General features: G+C 52.8%; 13 protein-coding genes and 5 pseudogenes. 12 read left to right on the forward strand and 6 right to left on the reverse strand.

The window, feature by feature from the left end; all coding sequences use genetic code 11:
• Positions 1–277: 277 nt before the first annotated feature.
• The 6 genes from CSR02_RS13135 to CSR02_RS17310 all read left to right on the forward strand — a co-directional run bounded on the left by CSR02_RS13135 (position 278) and on the right by CSR02_RS17310 (position 4,133).
• Positions 278–610: a type II toxin-antitoxin system PrlF family antitoxin gene (locus CSR02_RS13135; protein ID WP_020936752.1), complete on the forward strand. Its 333-nt coding sequence runs from the start codon at positions 278–280 to the stop codon at positions 608–610.
• A 2-nt stretch (positions 611–612) separates the two neighbouring features.
• Positions 613–1,104 (forward strand): type II toxin-antitoxin system YhaV family toxin, encoded by a 492-nt coding sequence (locus CSR02_RS13140; protein WP_020936751.1) that lies wholly within the window; start codon positions 613–615, stop codon positions 1,102–1,104.
• A gap of 570 nt (positions 1,105–1,674) precedes the next feature.
• Positions 1,675–2,124 (forward strand): hypothetical protein, encoded by a 450-nt coding sequence (locus CSR02_RS13145; protein WP_003626877.1) that lies wholly within the window; start codon positions 1,675–1,677, stop codon positions 2,122–2,124.
• A 264-nt stretch (positions 2,125–2,388) separates the two neighbouring features.
• Positions 2,389–2,742 carry a protease inhibitor I42 family protein gene (locus tag CSR02_RS13150; protein ID WP_035362748.1) on the forward strand — a complete coding sequence of 118 codons (354 nt, stop codon included), beginning with the start codon at positions 2,389–2,391 and terminating at the stop codon, positions 2,740–2,742.
• Positions 2,743–3,297: 555 nt separating this feature from the next.
• Positions 3,298–3,543 carry a type II toxin-antitoxin system Phd/YefM family antitoxin gene (locus CSR02_RS13160; protein WP_019092505.1) on the forward strand — a complete coding sequence of 82 codons (246 nt, stop codon included), beginning with the start codon at positions 3,298–3,300 and terminating at the stop codon, positions 3,541–3,543.
• A gap of 419 nt (positions 3,544–3,962) precedes the next feature.
• The gene (locus tag CSR02_RS17310) at positions 3,963–4,133 is read left to right on the forward strand and encodes a transposase (RefSeq protein WP_099541955.1); all 171 of its coding nucleotides are present in this window, start codon (positions 3,963–3,965) and stop codon (positions 4,131–4,133) included.
• A gap of 128 nt (positions 4,134–4,261) precedes the next feature.
• Here the strand turns inward: CSR02_RS17310 and CSR02_RS13175 are convergent.
• Together CSR02_RS13175 and CSR02_RS13180 are read right to left on the reverse strand one after the other, a co-directional pair.
• Positions 4,262–6,485: pseudogene (locus tag CSR02_RS13175) on the reverse strand (TonB-dependent receptor).
• Positions 6,486–6,564: 79 nt separating this feature from the next.
• Complete coding sequence (locus CSR02_RS13180) at positions 6,565–7,113, reverse strand: hypothetical protein (RefSeq protein WP_003626866.1); 549 nt, start codon at positions 7,111–7,113, stop codon at positions 6,565–6,567.
• A gap of 300 nt (positions 7,114–7,413) precedes the next feature.
• On the opposite strand from CSR02_RS13180, the gene CSR02_RS13185 reads away from it, so the two are divergent.
• On the forward strand, positions 7,414–8,424 hold the full coding sequence (locus CSR02_RS13185) for a TonB family protein (protein ID WP_231862525.1): 1,011 nt from the start codon (positions 7,414–7,416) through the stop codon (positions 8,422–8,424).
• 317 nt (positions 8,425–8,741) lie between these two features.
• On the opposite strand, the gene CSR02_RS13195 is transcribed toward CSR02_RS13185, so the two are convergent.
• A complete protein-coding gene (locus CSR02_RS13195; protein ID WP_003626862.1) occupies positions 8,742–9,821 on the reverse strand; it encodes an IS5 family transposase in 1,080 nt (359 codons plus the stop codon).
• 36 nt (positions 9,822–9,857) lie between these two features.
• Positions 9,858–10,181: a pyridoxal-phosphate dependent enzyme gene (locus CSR02_RS13200; RefSeq protein ID WP_003626860.1), complete on the reverse strand. Its 324-nt coding sequence runs from the start codon at positions 10,179–10,181 to the stop codon at positions 9,858–9,860.
• Positions 10,182–10,366: 185 nt separating this feature from the next.
• Between CSR02_RS13200 and CSR02_RS13205 the strand changes: the two are divergent.
• From CSR02_RS13205 to CSR02_RS17080, 5 genes and pseudogenes are all read left to right on the forward strand, one after another.
• A pseudogene (locus CSR02_RS13205) lies at positions 10,367–10,600 on the forward strand (transposase); the annotation flags it as partial.
• 235 nt (positions 10,601–10,835) lie between these two features.
• Positions 10,836–12,203, forward strand: a complete 1,368-nt coding sequence (locus CSR02_RS13210) for an IS110 family RNA-guided transposase (protein ID WP_003627592.1) — start codon at positions 10,836–10,838, stop codon at positions 12,201–12,203.
• A pseudogene (locus CSR02_RS13215) lies at positions 12,204–12,752 on the forward strand (IS3 family transposase); the annotation flags it as partial.
• A gap of 21 nt (positions 12,753–12,773) precedes the next feature.
• Positions 12,774–13,154, forward strand: a pseudogene (locus tag CSR02_RS13220) (integrase core domain-containing protein); the annotation flags it as partial.
• Positions 13,155–13,253: 99 nt separating this feature from the next.
• Positions 13,254–13,484, forward strand: a complete 231-nt coding sequence (locus CSR02_RS17080) for an SCO family protein (protein WP_238331373.1) — start codon at positions 13,254–13,256, stop codon at positions 13,482–13,484.
• Between the two features lie 132 nt (positions 13,485–13,616).
• Here CSR02_RS17080 and CSR02_RS13230 read toward each other — a convergent pair whose 3' ends face one another.
• Both CSR02_RS13230 and CSR02_RS13235 read right to left on the reverse strand, forming a co-directional pair.
• Positions 13,617–14,957 carry a PepSY-associated TM helix domain-containing protein gene (locus CSR02_RS13230; RefSeq protein WP_061342402.1) on the reverse strand — a complete coding sequence of 447 codons (1,341 nt, stop codon included), beginning with the start codon at positions 14,955–14,957 and terminating at the stop codon, positions 13,617–13,619.
• Between the two features lie 11 nt (positions 14,958–14,968).
• Positions 14,969–15,208: pseudogene (locus tag CSR02_RS13235) on the reverse strand (TonB-dependent receptor); the annotation flags it as partial.

The raw sequence follows: 15,208 nt of genomic DNA on the forward strand, positions 1-15,208 counted from the left end.
AAGCCATGATGTGTCCTCCAACAAACACATCATCTGTTTGTGCCTTTACGTTTGTAAAGGCAAATGAATAAAGGCTGCGTCCAGGTCGTTCCCATGGAAAACGACAGGGACCCATCGCTCACATCCTCAGATAGTGCGTCTTTCGACGAACATATCAGGCCATCGTTATCCGTGCTCACACACGATACAAATGTAATTGTACAAGTAGATATGACCCGCTTGACATCGTAAGGAATTTTCCTTACCTTTCAGAAGAAATCAAGATTGGAGCCAAGACATGGCCGCATTGCTGAAAGAAGAAAGTACTATCACCGCGAAGGGTCAAACAACCATTCCTAAGAGCATCAGACAGGCTTTGGGCGTGGACTATGGTGGGCGTATCACCTTCTTCGTGGACGACCAGCGTCGTATCCATGTCAAGAAGGCTACAGAAGGAACAAGAGATCCCGTCGTTTTTCGCTTCCTCGAATTTCTGGAGCAGGACATGATCGACCATCCCGACAGTTCCATCGTCAAGCTGCCTGCCAGCCTGCCTGATCGCGTAGCCGCGCTTGTCGGAAACATGGACGTTGACCTTGATGCCGAGATTGAGGGAGATGTTGCGCTCTGACTATGCTGACTATCAATGGCTGGACCATCCTAGCGCATCCGCTCTTTCTCGATCAGTTGGAAAAGCTCACCGACGCCGTTGAGGAGTTGAAGAAAAAAAAGCCTAACGAATACCAGAAGAATGCAAACACAAAGCTATTAGCTGCCTTGAACAAACTGATCTTCCAGTCAATCCCTGCTGATCCGACTGTAACCGCTTATCGGCAGGGCACGACGCTAGGGAAAGCGCACAAGCATTGGTTCAGGGCAAAGTTCGGGAATGGTCGTTTCCGCCTGTTCTTCCGCTATGATTCGGCCACGAAAGTCATCATCTTTGCCTGGGTGAACGATAACAATAGTTTGCGCACTTATGGCGCAAAGACCGATGCCTACAAAGTTTTCCAAGGAATGCTAGAAGGTGGCAACCCGCCTGATGGTTGGACCGAGCTTAGCAAAGAAGCGTCCGATCAGGCTGCTGTTGACCGGCTGGAAATTGCCTCGTCTTCGAATCCGTGACGAATACTGTAAAGTGTTACACTATATACTTGTTACCGTCTGAATCAGACTGTCAGCTGCATCGGAACTATGCTGTAGGCATGGTTTCCGCTATTCAACTTCAATCTCATAACGCAAGGGCGATACGTACACTTGGCCAGCCGCTCCATGCGACATGAGCTAGTCACAGCGACCCTGTCATGATCACACGGTAGTCCTATACTTTACTATCCGACTTAACAAGTGAATTGTCCCAGGTTTTGTGGAGAAAGAAAGATTCGTGATCCTGAGGGAAAGTGCCCATCATTATACGTGTAGACTTGTTAACGTATTCACAAAACTAAAACTGCGATCTTCAAAGCAGGCGCCGCTTTTGACATCATTCCACTCGAACAATTTCGGCCCATCTGTCATAAATTATTTTATACGCTAATAGCGTATAAAAAGCATGCGATGCGTCCTCTACACGTTCAAAACGTAATAACTGATGTTATCACGTGTCAGCCCGTCATTTCCTGAATTTGTGGCAAGCCTGCAAGGTAGAGGATTCTAAAAACCCTCATTTTGCATTTTAGAGAGGTAGCAATATCAATGTTTTACGATTTTCATATCGGCAAAAAGGAGGGTTTTTTAGAACCCTTCATGTTGGTTAGGACAATTTTAGTATGCGGTATATTAGGATTAACAGCCTGTGCCACAGAAACCCCAGAACAAGAATCTGCACATGTTGAACGCATCCAGCACGAAAATTATGTCTCAGACGCAGATCAAAATTATTACTACAATAGCCGGATTAAGAAACAGAAAAGCAAGATTTTCGATTATTACGAAAGTCACTGTCCAACGATTCAAGATCAAGATGAACAATGGGCATGCTGGAGTGAAGCAAAGAAATTTTGGGCAACATATTCACCCATGCCAGATCATGTTCCACATCCAGACCCTTTTGTGGATGATGTAATGCATGATCAAGATATTACGAATGAACGAAGAATGTTCGAATTCTATCATCGTTTAGATAATCTTGGTATCGGGTATTAACGGACAGTTCGTATTCCTCGTCTGTAAATGGTATCGATCTGAATGGCCTCATATTCTAACTGTCCCCACAAAACCAAGGGTAATTCAGTCGAGGGATGTGTCAAACTGGCCCAGTAGCTACGCCAGAAACTCCAAGAACAAGCGGTCAAGGCTCAATGGGAACGGACTAAAACATTTAGTCGATTTCGTGTACGTGATAATGATTGGGGTCGAGGGAGTTAAAAACGCAGTTCTATAAAATTCTTCATCTTCGAAAGGAAGAAAATGAAAAAGTTTATCTCTTTAATTGCTATCATGTTTCCTTGCTATGCTTTCGCAGAACCAAGTAATGATACTGTAACATCAAAATTAAATGATACATTTTCATTTGAACTGGAATCAAATCCAACTACAGGATACGGTTGGATGATTAAAGGTCTCCCAAAAAACGTCGCTTTAGTAGGTATGGAGTACATACAATCCAAAAATTGCGGTAATAATTTAGGTTGCGGTGGAGTGGAAAAATTCTTTTTTAAGGCCATTTCTTTAGGAAAAGGCACATTAGAGCTCAAATACGGACAACCTTTTGAAGATTTACCAAAAAACTCCACTTATAAATATATAAGCGTAATTAAATAATTTTTTTCAAAGCAATCACATTCGTCAAAATTCATAGGTCTATCAACGAACAAACTCTGCCAGAAAGGCGGGGTTTGTTCGTTGGTAGATCATTTGCTCAGAAAGAAATACTTAAACCAGTTCCCGTCCTATAGCAGGAGCGTCAATCCACTCTCGTTCGTCTAAAGGTTGAGGTTGGGAATAATCCGAGACGGCAAGAAGTTCATCCATTGTGTATCTATGTGGATTGGATGGTTTGCCAGACAGGGATTTTTCTTCTTTTTCCACGATAAGAACTCAAGAAAATAGAATGAGGGGCGATTTACGTATCTTTCCGCCAGATGCCTTTGGCGGGCTATGTCGCTCCCGTTCAGTATCGAAGCTAGGCTGTCGCCAGAACGGTCGATATTCATCACTCTCCATTGTTTCCGCGTTTACGCGAGGTACCACGGTATCGCCAGTCGGAATATTGTCATCAAAGGCGCCCTCAGATTTTCTGAAGAGAGAAAATTTAGTTCTTGATAGACTAAACTCATATGGCTAAGTTTTATGGTAGAAGATGATGACGCTTCTCTTATGCGCACAGTCAACATTCATGAAGCCAAGACCCATCTGTCTCGGCTGATTGATGCGGCCATGAAAGGGGAAAGTTTCATCATTGCCAAAGCCGGTCGGCCGATGGTGCGGGTCAGCCCGATTACGGCCCCTGAAGAACAACAGCAACGGCGTCTGGGTTTTCTGACAGGGAAAATCCGGGTGCCAGAGGATTTTGATCGCATGGGACAGGAGGACATCATTTCTCTGTTCGATGGTTCGGCATGAAGCTGCTTCTTCTGCTGCCCCCATGATCCTCTCGTGCAGGCTTATCTAGGTCCTGTCGAAGCTGTTTGAACGATATTCGTACGCGCCGCGCCCCTTATGTGTTGAGATGAAGTTCAGACCTATCTGAATTCGCGCGTGTCAGTAGCAGGATTTCCAAGATTATACCCATCAGCTCGTCTGGGATGCCACCGTCTTCCTCAGAGCTGGTCGTTTCCGGAGCAGTAGGTTTGCCAGAAACCTTACGGTTAAGGTTATTCAGCAGATCAGTCATCCCCTCATATCTTGACCGAGATACACCAGCTGATCGTCCCTGTTGACCAGTTTGCGGTCACTTTTAGACTGTCTCAAAACTGGACTTGTAACGGTTTTGAGCCGGTTGAGTGAGCGTTTACAACATTTAACAGGAAAGGCATGAGACCATGGCATTGAAGCAGACAGAAGAGTTTCGCCGCGAGGCGGTCAGGATCGCACTTAGCTGCGGTTTGTCCAGGACACGGGTTGCGGCGGATATGGGGATTAGCAAATCAACGCTGAGCCACTGGATTTCGCAGTCCCGAAATCGGGCCACCGTCAACTGTTCGAAACAGTGAAGATAGGTGAGATACAGTGCTTAACACCCAATATCAGGTTGAGTCGGAACCAAGGCAGGACTGCCATAAAGACAGTTTCACTCTCTGCCTACGGGCTATTTCTCCACGCAGGCAGGAAAGGTAAGGCTTCAGAACGTGGCGGAAAGGCTCACGTTGAATGAACGGCCCATGCCCGGCAAGGCGCGGGTGGTGCCGATATAACGTGTATCACCAAGAGAGAGACCACCCAGCGGCAAGTAGTAAGGCTGGTTGAGCACGTTATCAATTCCGGCATCCAGCGTCAGCATCTTCCAAGTGTAGCTGCCGCCAAGGTTCAGCAGGGCATAGCCTGCGGTGCGGGGTTCGCCGCGCAGCCAGTCCACGGTGTCCTTGGGTTTGACAAAGTTCATCTCCACCCGACCGGTCCAATGGCCCACTGTTTCATGTACAGCCACCGTGCCGTTAAGCGGCATCATGTGGTACAGGCCGGAATGTGTGACCTCATCCTGTCCACGCACCCAGTTGAGGACGCCGGTGACTTCACCCTTGCCATATTTTGCTGTGTCCCACAGCGTGTAATGGCCGGATGCGTTAATGCCGTAGGTCTGGGCATTGTGATTGGCAAATTGCAGCAAATGGTGCCCGTTGGAGAAAGTGCTCAACTGTACCACGTTGATGTAATTGTGCACGTAACTGTAATAGGGCTGGACCGTCAGACCCCAGCGGTTGGCGGCAGTGGGGTCATGCCAGTCCAGCGTCACGCTGGCCGTGTTGGCGATTTCTGACTTCAGATCCATGTTGCCCACATAGCCGTTGCCATCGCCAAACCAGCCGATCATGCTGGAAGACATGGTGCCACGGCCCCACGCATAGCGTTCATACAGGTTGGGCGCGCGGGATTTACGGGCGTAGCCGCCTTCCAGCGTAAAGCTGTCTGTTACCTTCCAGCGAGCCATGGCGGTGACATCAAAATTCACATCCGTCCGCCCCCGGTTGTGGGCGTTGAAGGCGCGGGCAGCCATGGCATCCTTCATGTTCATCATGCCTGTCCATGAATAGGGAGCCACGGCTCCCGTGTTCATCATGATCAGATCATTGCGGAACCCCAGCAGGGTAGAAACGCGCGGCGTCCAGTGGGCTTCCCACTCGGCATAGTGGCCCAGCCGGTCGCGGTGGCCGTTATTGATGTTGTGGTAGGTGTCCGGCCCCATCATCATGCTGCCTTGCAGCGGTGGCCACCAGTCATTCAGTCCCACATGGTCAAACCCGCTGCCCAGCTTGAGGGTATGAAAATGCCCTAGCGGAATGGTGGCCTTGAGCGAATAACCCGCCAGACGGGAGTCATTGTTCATGGGCATGCCGGTGGTGGCTGAATGGCCGCCCTTGTCCGCCAGCATGTTCATGGCGTGGGTAATGCGCTGCCAGTAGCCGCGGGCTTCAAACGTGCCCCAGTCAAACGAGCCAGTATATTTGCCGTTTACAAAAGTGGAGCGGTTGTTGGTCATGTCCATATACTGGTTGGCAAAGCCCTCACGCGGGGTGTCCTGCTGCCCCACGGTAATGGCCACCAGATGGTTGTCCTTGTGCAAGCCCACCGTTACGGCGTGATTATAGGTCAGGTAATTGGTGGAGTGCACGGTGCCCATGCCCGCCCCCCCCCCGATAATTGCCGGACTGATCATAAGAACCCGTATAGCTGATGCTGAGCAGATGATTGGCAACTGTGACAGAACCAGAAGCCCCGTAGGCCCCGCCATTGCTGCGGTAGGTGCCGCGCACCCGGCCTGTCACAAGAATTTTGCCCTTGCGGGCAAAGCGTGGGTCTGCCCGTTCCACATCAATGGTGCCGCCCAGACTGTCGCCCCCGCTGCTGACAGGGGTCAGGCCCGCAATGCTGGTGGCAGTCTGCACGCTGTCTGGATCAATGTAAGAGAGGGTGGGGTTCATGTGGTTGGGGCAGGCGGGAGAGATGCGCACGCCATCCACAATAGTGGCGACGCGATCATCCGCCATGCCGTTCAGCACGGGCAGGTTGGCCAGCCGCCCGCCGCCATAGGAACTGAACCCCGGCTGGTTACGGAACAGCGAGGACACATCCGGGCTGGAAAGCCGGGACATGCGCTGTGAGCTGGCATCGGGCGAGGACGCTGTCAGTGGGGCATCGGAGAGGGAGGTTTCCTCTTCCTCATCCGTTGAGATATCCAGCCGGGGCAGTGTGACAACGGCACTGCCAGAGGCCGTGTTGCTCTGGCTGGCGCTGACCTGCGCAGCCGTTGTTTGCGCCAGCGCAGCGGAGATGGTGGGGGCCGCGCACACCGCAGCAATGCCCCACGCCCACGTCGGCACGCGGCGTCGGTTGATAAGCGTGATCATAAAAACAATCCTGAAAACAAAGCGTGCAGAACCCTTTTTTCTTCGGTCATGAGGCCAAAAGGGCACGAAGAAGCTTTGTTCAGGCAGGAGGCCCACGTGAGGGCGGCAAGCCAAGCTGAACGCTGGGCGGTGCGCGTGGGGTGGAGGCGCTGCTGCCGCGCCGCATCCACCGCAGAATGGGCGGGGGCACCAGTAATAAGGCCACGGGGAGCGCCGCTGGCAGCGAAAGAAGCGGGCAAAGCGGGCACTGCTCCACCCCATGATGGTGGCCGGAATGCGGCTGCGTGGATTTACCCGCAATGGCCGCTGCCATGTGATGGGCATGTGCGGCCATCATATGATGGTGCTGGGTCGGGCCCACTCTGGTGGGCAGGCCCACCGCGCCTTCTGGCGAGGCAAGGCCAGAACCCTTCTGCCCTGCGCCAGCGGACGTTGCATCCAAGACTTCATCGGGTGCGGAGAGGGAAGCTGCAATATCCACGCCCAGAAGGCGGGCTATGGTGGCGCGGGGCAGTTCATCCGGTTGCGCAAAGCTCTGAAGGGCGAGCAGGCTGAGAAAGCCTACCAGTGTCACCACCACCAGCGACAATTTCAGCAGCGTATGCAACGGGTGGGTGGTGCGGGCCATCAGAGCAGCCGGAACTCCTGTCTGTGCGGGCCATGGTGGGTTGGACCAAAGGTGGGACGTGGCTTTGCTTTATTTATCTATGAGAGGATTTGTGTCAAACGTATGACTGCCGCAAAAGTGATCTTTCTGATTGAAGGCGGCGGCGAGAGGTATAAAATCACGGGAAAAAGCCCACACAGACCACGCAGAAAACAGGCAGGCACGCGTGCAGGTCGGCATAAGTGGCAAGGCGTCGCAGCTGTTTGGGTGCTTGGGTGTATCTGCCTTGTGTTGTGGGTATGGGCCGTTCAGGACCAAAGGATGAAGGAACGCGGACGGGTGAAACCGCACGGCAGACTAGGGCAGGATGACGATGCACTAACGCCAGACGTGCGTGCACGGTTAGAGGGGGGCGTATTTTCTGCTCGACAGAGCCGGACTAGCCGGGTGTGGCATCTGGCCCTTCTGGCAGCAGTCGTCGGGCACGGGGTAATTACAGCCTGCCTGCTAGTGACATTTCATCCATGGCATCCGTCGAAAGCACCGGGGCAGAAAGCTGTGGAGATGGTGTTTGAATCTCCTGTCAGCAAGCCCGTCAGCGCTGCGAACCTCACTTCTGTAACCCCGCCTCAGGAACTGGTTCCTACTCCTGAGCAGGTAGAACCACTCAGTGTGCCTCCTACGGCTAATCTCTTTTATGCCACTCAGTCCTCTGAGATAACACCGCCAGACGAGGCGCTTGCTTCCTCGCTGGGAGCGCCTCCCATGCCAGCGGATACACCACCCGTGCCGCGCATGACAAATATCTTTCCGCCTGTTGCCACACAGCGGGCCGCTCCAGCACATGAGCATCGGCCTTCAGCTCACTCTTCTCAAATATCCATGCCTCGCAAGGCGGCAGTACCATCTACACCCAAGACGAGTTTGACTTCGCATTCTCCGAAGGTAGCGACACCTCCTGTTTCCACTTCTGCTCGTACTGCGGCCAGTCAAATTCAGTTGGCTCCTGCAGCACAGAACTCTGCTGCTGCGCAACCAGCGGCGGCATCGGTGGCTCATGTAGCCAACGGGAGCGGGGCACGCACGCTTACTTGCTCCCCACCGCAGACGCATTATCCTCCCATGGCCCGGCATCTGCACGAAGAAGGAGAAGGCGTGGTGGAGGTCACTTTGGCAGCAGACGGAGCCATTGCTACAACTCGACTGGTGCAGAGTACTGGCTATGATGATCTGGATGCACAAGCACTGGCCGCTGCTCGTGGGTTGCACTGTGTCGCACCGGCTTCAACACCTATGGTGGGGCGGATTCCGGTCGGATTTCATATTCGTTAGGGCGTGTCGTCAGTTATCTCCGATGATAACGGAGACGAGTTGCACTGCTGTGATGAAGGTTGATTCCAGCTTGTCATAGAGTGTTGCAGTGCCTTTGAACTGCTTCGGGCTGGCGAAGAATTGTTCGATGATGTTCCGTTTTTTATAAATTGAAAAATAGGGTTTTTCGTGAACAGATACGATTTGGAGGGATCGAAGAACCCTTGATTGATGTGCTTGGCCGGTAATTTCTGGGTTTTGGCGATTTGATTGACGGTTTTTGCGATGGCGTCCAGTCTGCGTTTTGAGCAGATTGGGAGTTGTCTCTCGCTGGATGGCTATGCGCTCGCGTTCAATCTTTCGAGGAAGAGGAGGCGGCGCATATTGTAGACGATATTGGCGAGCCCGATCCTCATGGTGGCTCGACTGATACCGACAGTCCGGATAAACAGCCCCGTCTGTGACTTCTGATCGGCAAAGACATGCTCGACACGCGAGCGGATGACCGACTTTCCAGCATTTGATTTCTGGATATGCCGGGGCATAGGCTTGAGATGCGGCTTTTTGCGATGAACCTTGGAGACAAAGCCCTGCTTTTCCATGAAGTCTTCGTTGTCTTTTGAGCGATAGGCCGTGTCGGCCCAGACACTTGAGGCCGTATTGGTTTTATCCAGAAGCCCCTCTCTCAATCGCGCGCCATCACTGGCAGCGGCATGCGTTGTTTTCCATTTGCGGATGAACCGGTATTTCCGATCGATGGAAACATGCGATTTATAGCCAAAGAACGGGATGGCGAGATCGCTGGATGGCATGGTTCCATCATCCTGCCGCTTCGCCTTCGTGAACTTCAGTGTCCAGCGCGCATGACGATCCTTGTGCGACAGCTTTGCGGGTTTGTCCTGCCAGTCTTCAGGAATACGGCCTGCTCGCAGATCCGCTTTCTCTGCATTGGTGTTCCGCTGCTTCGGAGCCGCTACCAGCGTGGCATCCAGGATCTGGCCTGACATCGGCAAATACCCGGCGTTACGCAGGGTCGCATCAAAGCGGATGAACAGCCCATCGATCGCACCCGCCTGGGTCAGACGCTCGCGAAACAGCCAGACCGTTTTGGCATCCGGCACCCGATCTGAAAGTCCCAGCCCAAGGAAACGCATAAAGGAGAGGCGATCGTTGATCAGATATTCCGTCCGCTCATCAGACAAATTGTTGAGCGTCTGGATCACCAGGATCTTGAACATCAGCACAGGATCAAATGGCGGTCGTCCGCCCTTGCTTCCATCGGAATACGCCAGGGCCTTGTCCAGATCAGGACGGAACGCTTCAAAATCCACAGTCCGGGAAAACGCTTCGAGCTGATCGCCAAGCCCACTCAGCCGGGCAAGACGCTCTTCAACATCAAAGAAACCAGACTGCTTCATATCGCCATTCCCTCAATCAACGCAGAAGAAATAGAATCATACAGAAGACCTCAAAACCAGGGGGTTTTTAGAACCCTCCAGGTGGCGGGCGCGTTCGGACGTGGTTTCTGGAACGACGACGACGACGGGGACACCTAGCTTACGACCGGCGTAAGCAACAGCCAGTCCAGCATTGCCGCCGGAAGATGAAATGAAGCGGCGCGCACCTTTGCCATAGTGATATTCGCAGGCATGACCAATACCGCGAATCTTGAACGATCCTGACGGCTGCGCCGCCTCCATTTTCATCCAGACCTGCGTTCCATTCAACTGTTCAAGCGGCAACGATTCAAGCAGGGGCGTTTTTATACTCAGAGACATTATTTAAACTCCTGAAAGGTAAAAAGATCAGGCTAAAGATTGAATTTCGAGTTCTACATTGAGGTCATAAGTCGGTCGACTCACGATGGTAGAACGCGCCAAGAAACCTTCCTGAAGTAATTACGGTGAGTAGGCCCTAGATTTCTGGACGCCCTGGCTCCTAAAAATGAGGACAGGAGGCGTTGATGGGGAAGCCCAATTTCAGTGATGAGTTCAAGCGTGATGCGGTGACGCAGATTACCGAGCGGGGATATCCGGTAGCGGAAGTTTTGCAGCGGCTCGGGGTCAGCACACATTCGCTGTATGCGTGAAAGCGGCAATTCGCGAAGGTGGTATCGGGCGATTCTGGCAAGGATGCCGAGATCCGGCAATTGAAGCGCGAACTAGCCCGGGTCACCGAGGAGCGCGATATCTTAAAAAACGATCCCGGACGTTTGTCCGCCTGTGCGGCATAGAAACGGGCCATGCTATTGTGCCGGACAGGAGGGTAGCGGCCGTTCGCTTATTGGCGGGTTCGTCCCCGTTAAAAAACGTGGTCCATGGAACTGTGCGAACTTGAGAATGGTGACACCGCCTTGCGGTGATCCCGGTTAGGAAGATGATTGATAGGCATGTTCCACACCCTCCTCCAGCACACTGTGTGGAGATGTTACGATGCCTCGAAAATCTGCAAAAGCGTCCTTTGATCTCACACGCCATATTCAGGGAGCCGCTGCGATCGATATTGGATCACGGATGCATATGGCGGCGGTGTCCCCTGAGGCTGCGAAGGACCCAATCCGGTCCTTTGGCACATTTACGTCCGACCTGCATGCGTTGGCTGAGTGGTTCAAAGACTGCAAAGTCACCAGTGTCGCCATGGAATCTACAGGCGTCTACTGGATCCCGGTTTATGAAATCCTTGAGCAGCATGGTTTCGACGTCATTCTGGTGAACGCGCGCTACGCCAAGAATGTACCTGGTCGCAAGACGGACGTGAGCGATGCCGGATGGCTCCAGCAACTTCATTCCTATGGCTTGCTGCGTGGAAGCTTTCGGCCTCAGGCCGATATTGCCGCATTGCGGGCTTACCTGCGTCAACGTGAACGTCTGGTCGAGTATGCTGCGGGACATATCCAGCACATGCAGAAAGCCCTGATGGAAATGAATCTGCAACTCCATCACGTTGTCTCCGACATCACTGGCGTCACAGGCATGCAGATTATCCGGGCAATTGTCGGCGGTGAACGTGATCCAGAGACGCTGGCCGCTAAGCGCGACGTCAGATGCCGCTCATCGGCAGAAGTGATATCGGCAGCTCTGATGGGCAATTATAGAGATGAACATGTGTTCGCTCTGACGCAGGCACTGGAGCTCTATGATATTTATCAGGAACGGATCATGGCCTGTGATCGCCGCATGGAAGGCCTGTTACTGCTTTTGAGCCACGGCAGTGCAAAGCCTGCGGCAGACCTCCCAAAGCCTCGGATCAAGACAAAGCAGGTGAGTGTTCCGTCCTTCGACGTCCGCGGCATTCTATATCGCTTGCTGGGCGTGGATCTCACGCAGATCCATGGCATCGGTGTTTCCTTGGCACTCAAGCTTGTGGCAGAATGCGGCACAGACCTTCGCGTCTGGCCAAGTGCAAAACATTTCACGTCCTGGCTCTGCCTTGCTCCGGGAAACAAGATTTCCGGAGGAAAGCTTCTGTCATCTCGCACACGCCGATCCTCAAGCCGGGCCGCAGCACTGCTACGTCTGGCAGCCACAACGCTCGGGCGAAGCGATACGGCGTTGGGGGCTTTTTACAGACGCTTATCAGCGCGGGTCGGGAAAGCCAAGGCAGTCACCGCCACGGCTCGGAAGATAGCGGTTCTGTTTTACAATACCCTCAGGCACGGCATGATTTATGCCGATCCCGGAGCGGGACATGACGATGAAATCCATCGCAAACGTGTCGTCTCCAATCTCCACCGACGTGCGCAGTCATTAGGGTTTGTCCTGCATCCCATCCCTGTAGCCACCGAGCCTGGTGTTTCTTAGGAAAGCCACCGCGTATTTCGCCAAGGATGCAAAGTGAGATACGCCTTCATTACCGAGCATCGTGATCGTTTTGGAGTTCGGGCGATGTGCCGCTGTCTGGCCGTGCAGCCCAGTGGCTACTATGCCTGGCGGAAGGAGCCGTTGAGCCGACGGGCTTGCGAGGATGCCCGACAGACCACGTTGATCCGTCAGGCCTGGAACGACAGTGGCAGGGTTTATGGCTACCGTAAGCTGCACGATGATCTGCTCGATCAGGGCAGTCAGTTTACCAGCATGGACTGGACTGCCTTCATACGGGCTCACAATCTGGAACACTCGATGAGCCGCCGCGGCAATTGCCACGACAATGCTGTAGCGGAAAGTTTTTTCTCATCGCTCAAGCGTGAGCGCATCCGGCGTCGAACTTACAAAACGCGCCAGGAAGCCCGACAGGACGTGTTTGACTACATCGAAATGTTCTATAACCCGGTGCGCAAGCGGGTCAGGAACGAGATGCTGTCACCCGTGCAGTTCGAACAACAGCAGACTTTGAATGATCAAGGCGTCTAGAAAACTAGGGCCTACTCACGGCGTGTCTCATCAACGGCCCATACTGACTTCGTGCTGGATGCCCTTGAGCAGGCTCTGTGCCAGAGGCGGCCAGAGGGAAAAGTGACCCACCATTCCGACCGCGGCTGTCAATATGTGTCCATTCGCTACACGCAAAGACTGACTGAAGCAGGTCTCGTTGCCTCTGTCGGAAGTGTTGGGGATTCCTATGATAACGCCCTGGCTGAGACCATAAATGAGCTCTACAAAACTGAACTTATCTATCAGCAGGGGCTATGGAAAAATAGGGACGCTGTTGAACTGGCCACACTCAAATGGATGGATTGGTTCAATAATCGCCGCATTCTGTCATCCATGGGAAATATCCCGCCAGCAGAAGCTAAGACTTGTTTTTATGCTTAGCAGAAATTACATGCTTTAGCCGCTTAGTTCAGATAAAAAACGTCTCTACAAAACCCGAGACAATTCAGTGTGGACGTCTTCCCGTTGACACTAGTGACTGTGTCAGCCGCTCTTGAGGGGCTTGGTAAGCGGGGACAAAACATTATTCCCGTGTTCATTTCAGTTGATCCCGAACGTGATACCCCTGAAGTTTTAGAGGAGTATATTGAACGTTTTTCCCCGCGCATTGTTGGTTTGATAGGATCGGAACCTCAGCTTCAGCCTCGTTTTGAGGGAGTTTCATGTCTCAGTACGGCGTCATGCTCCCAATGCTTCAGACTATCTCGTTGATCATAGTTCGCTTCTTTACCTCATGCATGGACAAAATCATCTGGTTGGCATGATCCTCGTTGATGCTAGTGCCCATCAGATTGCAAGCGAGCTCAGATGACTTTTACCATCCTCCTGATGTCAGGTTTGACCTCATCTCGCAAACATCCGGTTTGCGAGAGTCAGAACAAGTAATGCGGCCCCCAGTTCTGGTAGAAGCAGCCCCAGAATGACAAGGGTCATAATACCGACAATTCCATATCTCTGAGAAGGCATGGCGGGCGGAACCCCCAAGGTTCCCACAGGTTTACGTTTAAGCCACAACACTGTTGCTGCACTGCTCATCATCAGTAAACCAGTTGCCACTAAAAAATTGATAGCCTGATTCATCTTTCCAAAAAGCTGGCCTTCATGCGCCGCAACGCCGTAGCCAATGATCCGATCGATAAGGCCTTTCTGGGCGAAAGTTGTATGTGCCTGCACATGGCCATCTGGTGTTACCGTCACACTTTCTCGCAAAGGTCGGTTTTGCGTGTCGGAACGTACAGTCCACATAGAACCAGATGGCGTAATGATGACCGGAGCGGGCAGGGAGAGAGTGCTCGCGGTCTGTACAACAGTATCCAGACTGCTTACCAAGTCCTCTTCAGGAAAAGAGGTGGAGACGGTTGGCATATCCATACCGGGCATATCCATGCTGCCTGTTGCAGGCTGCTTCTGTGATTGCCCGACCGGGTGCCCGGCAATGACCGTGGCGGCTGGAACCGCGCCGATTTCCCAGTCCTTGACTGAGGTCAGGCGACCAACCGTGTTTTCGACCGATTGCAGGGTATGTCCCCAGACAAAGGACCACGGTAGACCGGATACCAGAAACAGCACCAGAAACACTGATGCCCACACGCCAGTGACGGCATGGAGATCCCGCCACCGGGTTCGTCCCTTTATGCCAAGGCGTGGATAAACAACGCCTGCCAGTCCATTCTGACCGCGAGGCCACCAGAGCAGTAGGCCTGTCACAATGAGCACAATGGTCCATGATGCAACCATTTCCATAATGACAGAACCCATATTGCCCAGCAGCAACTGACCGTGCAACCGAAAAACCAGACGCTCAAATCTGTTCTCTTCCAGAACAGTTTTCAGAACAGTGTGGGTGTTCCTGTCCACATAGACCCGCACGGCCTCTCCTTCTGGTCTGCTGACCAGAATACGTGCGGCACTCTGCGAAGTCCGCGGAAGTTCATAAGCCAGGAAAGCCCCCTGCGGCACTGCTGATAAAGCAGCCTGAACGTCACGCTTGGGAGAGGGCGACTGAACTGTGAGCAGATGGTCATATCGCCAGTCAATCCAGTCATCAATCTGGGGTTTGAAGAGATAAACCGCTCCGGTCAGAGAGAGAAAAGCCACAAAAGGCAGGCAGAACAGCCCTGCGAAGAAATGCCAGCGCCAGAGCGTGCGGCGGTCTGGCCAGAGAGTGGCAATGTGTATGGTCATGGCACTATCCCTCAAAACCTGATCCGCATGCCGCCAAAATACGCACGGGGCGAACCTGCATAGATGGAGCCTGTGCTGTTCATGAGTGTCGTGGCACCGGCCTGCTGACCATTGGCTTGCAGTTTATCGCTGATGTTTGTGGCCCCTGCGATATAGGTCTGGTTGGCGACGTTCTGTACCTCGAAATACCAGTGCAAACGATGTGCCCAGCCAAACCGGGCGGGGGGATCATAATGTATTTCAAGATTAAG

The sequence above is a fragment of the Acetobacter pomorum genome, from assembly GCF_002738225.1.
In the GTDB taxonomy this organism is placed as follows: Bacteria; Pseudomonadota; Alphaproteobacteria; order Acetobacterales; family Acetobacteraceae; genus Acetobacter; species Acetobacter pomorum.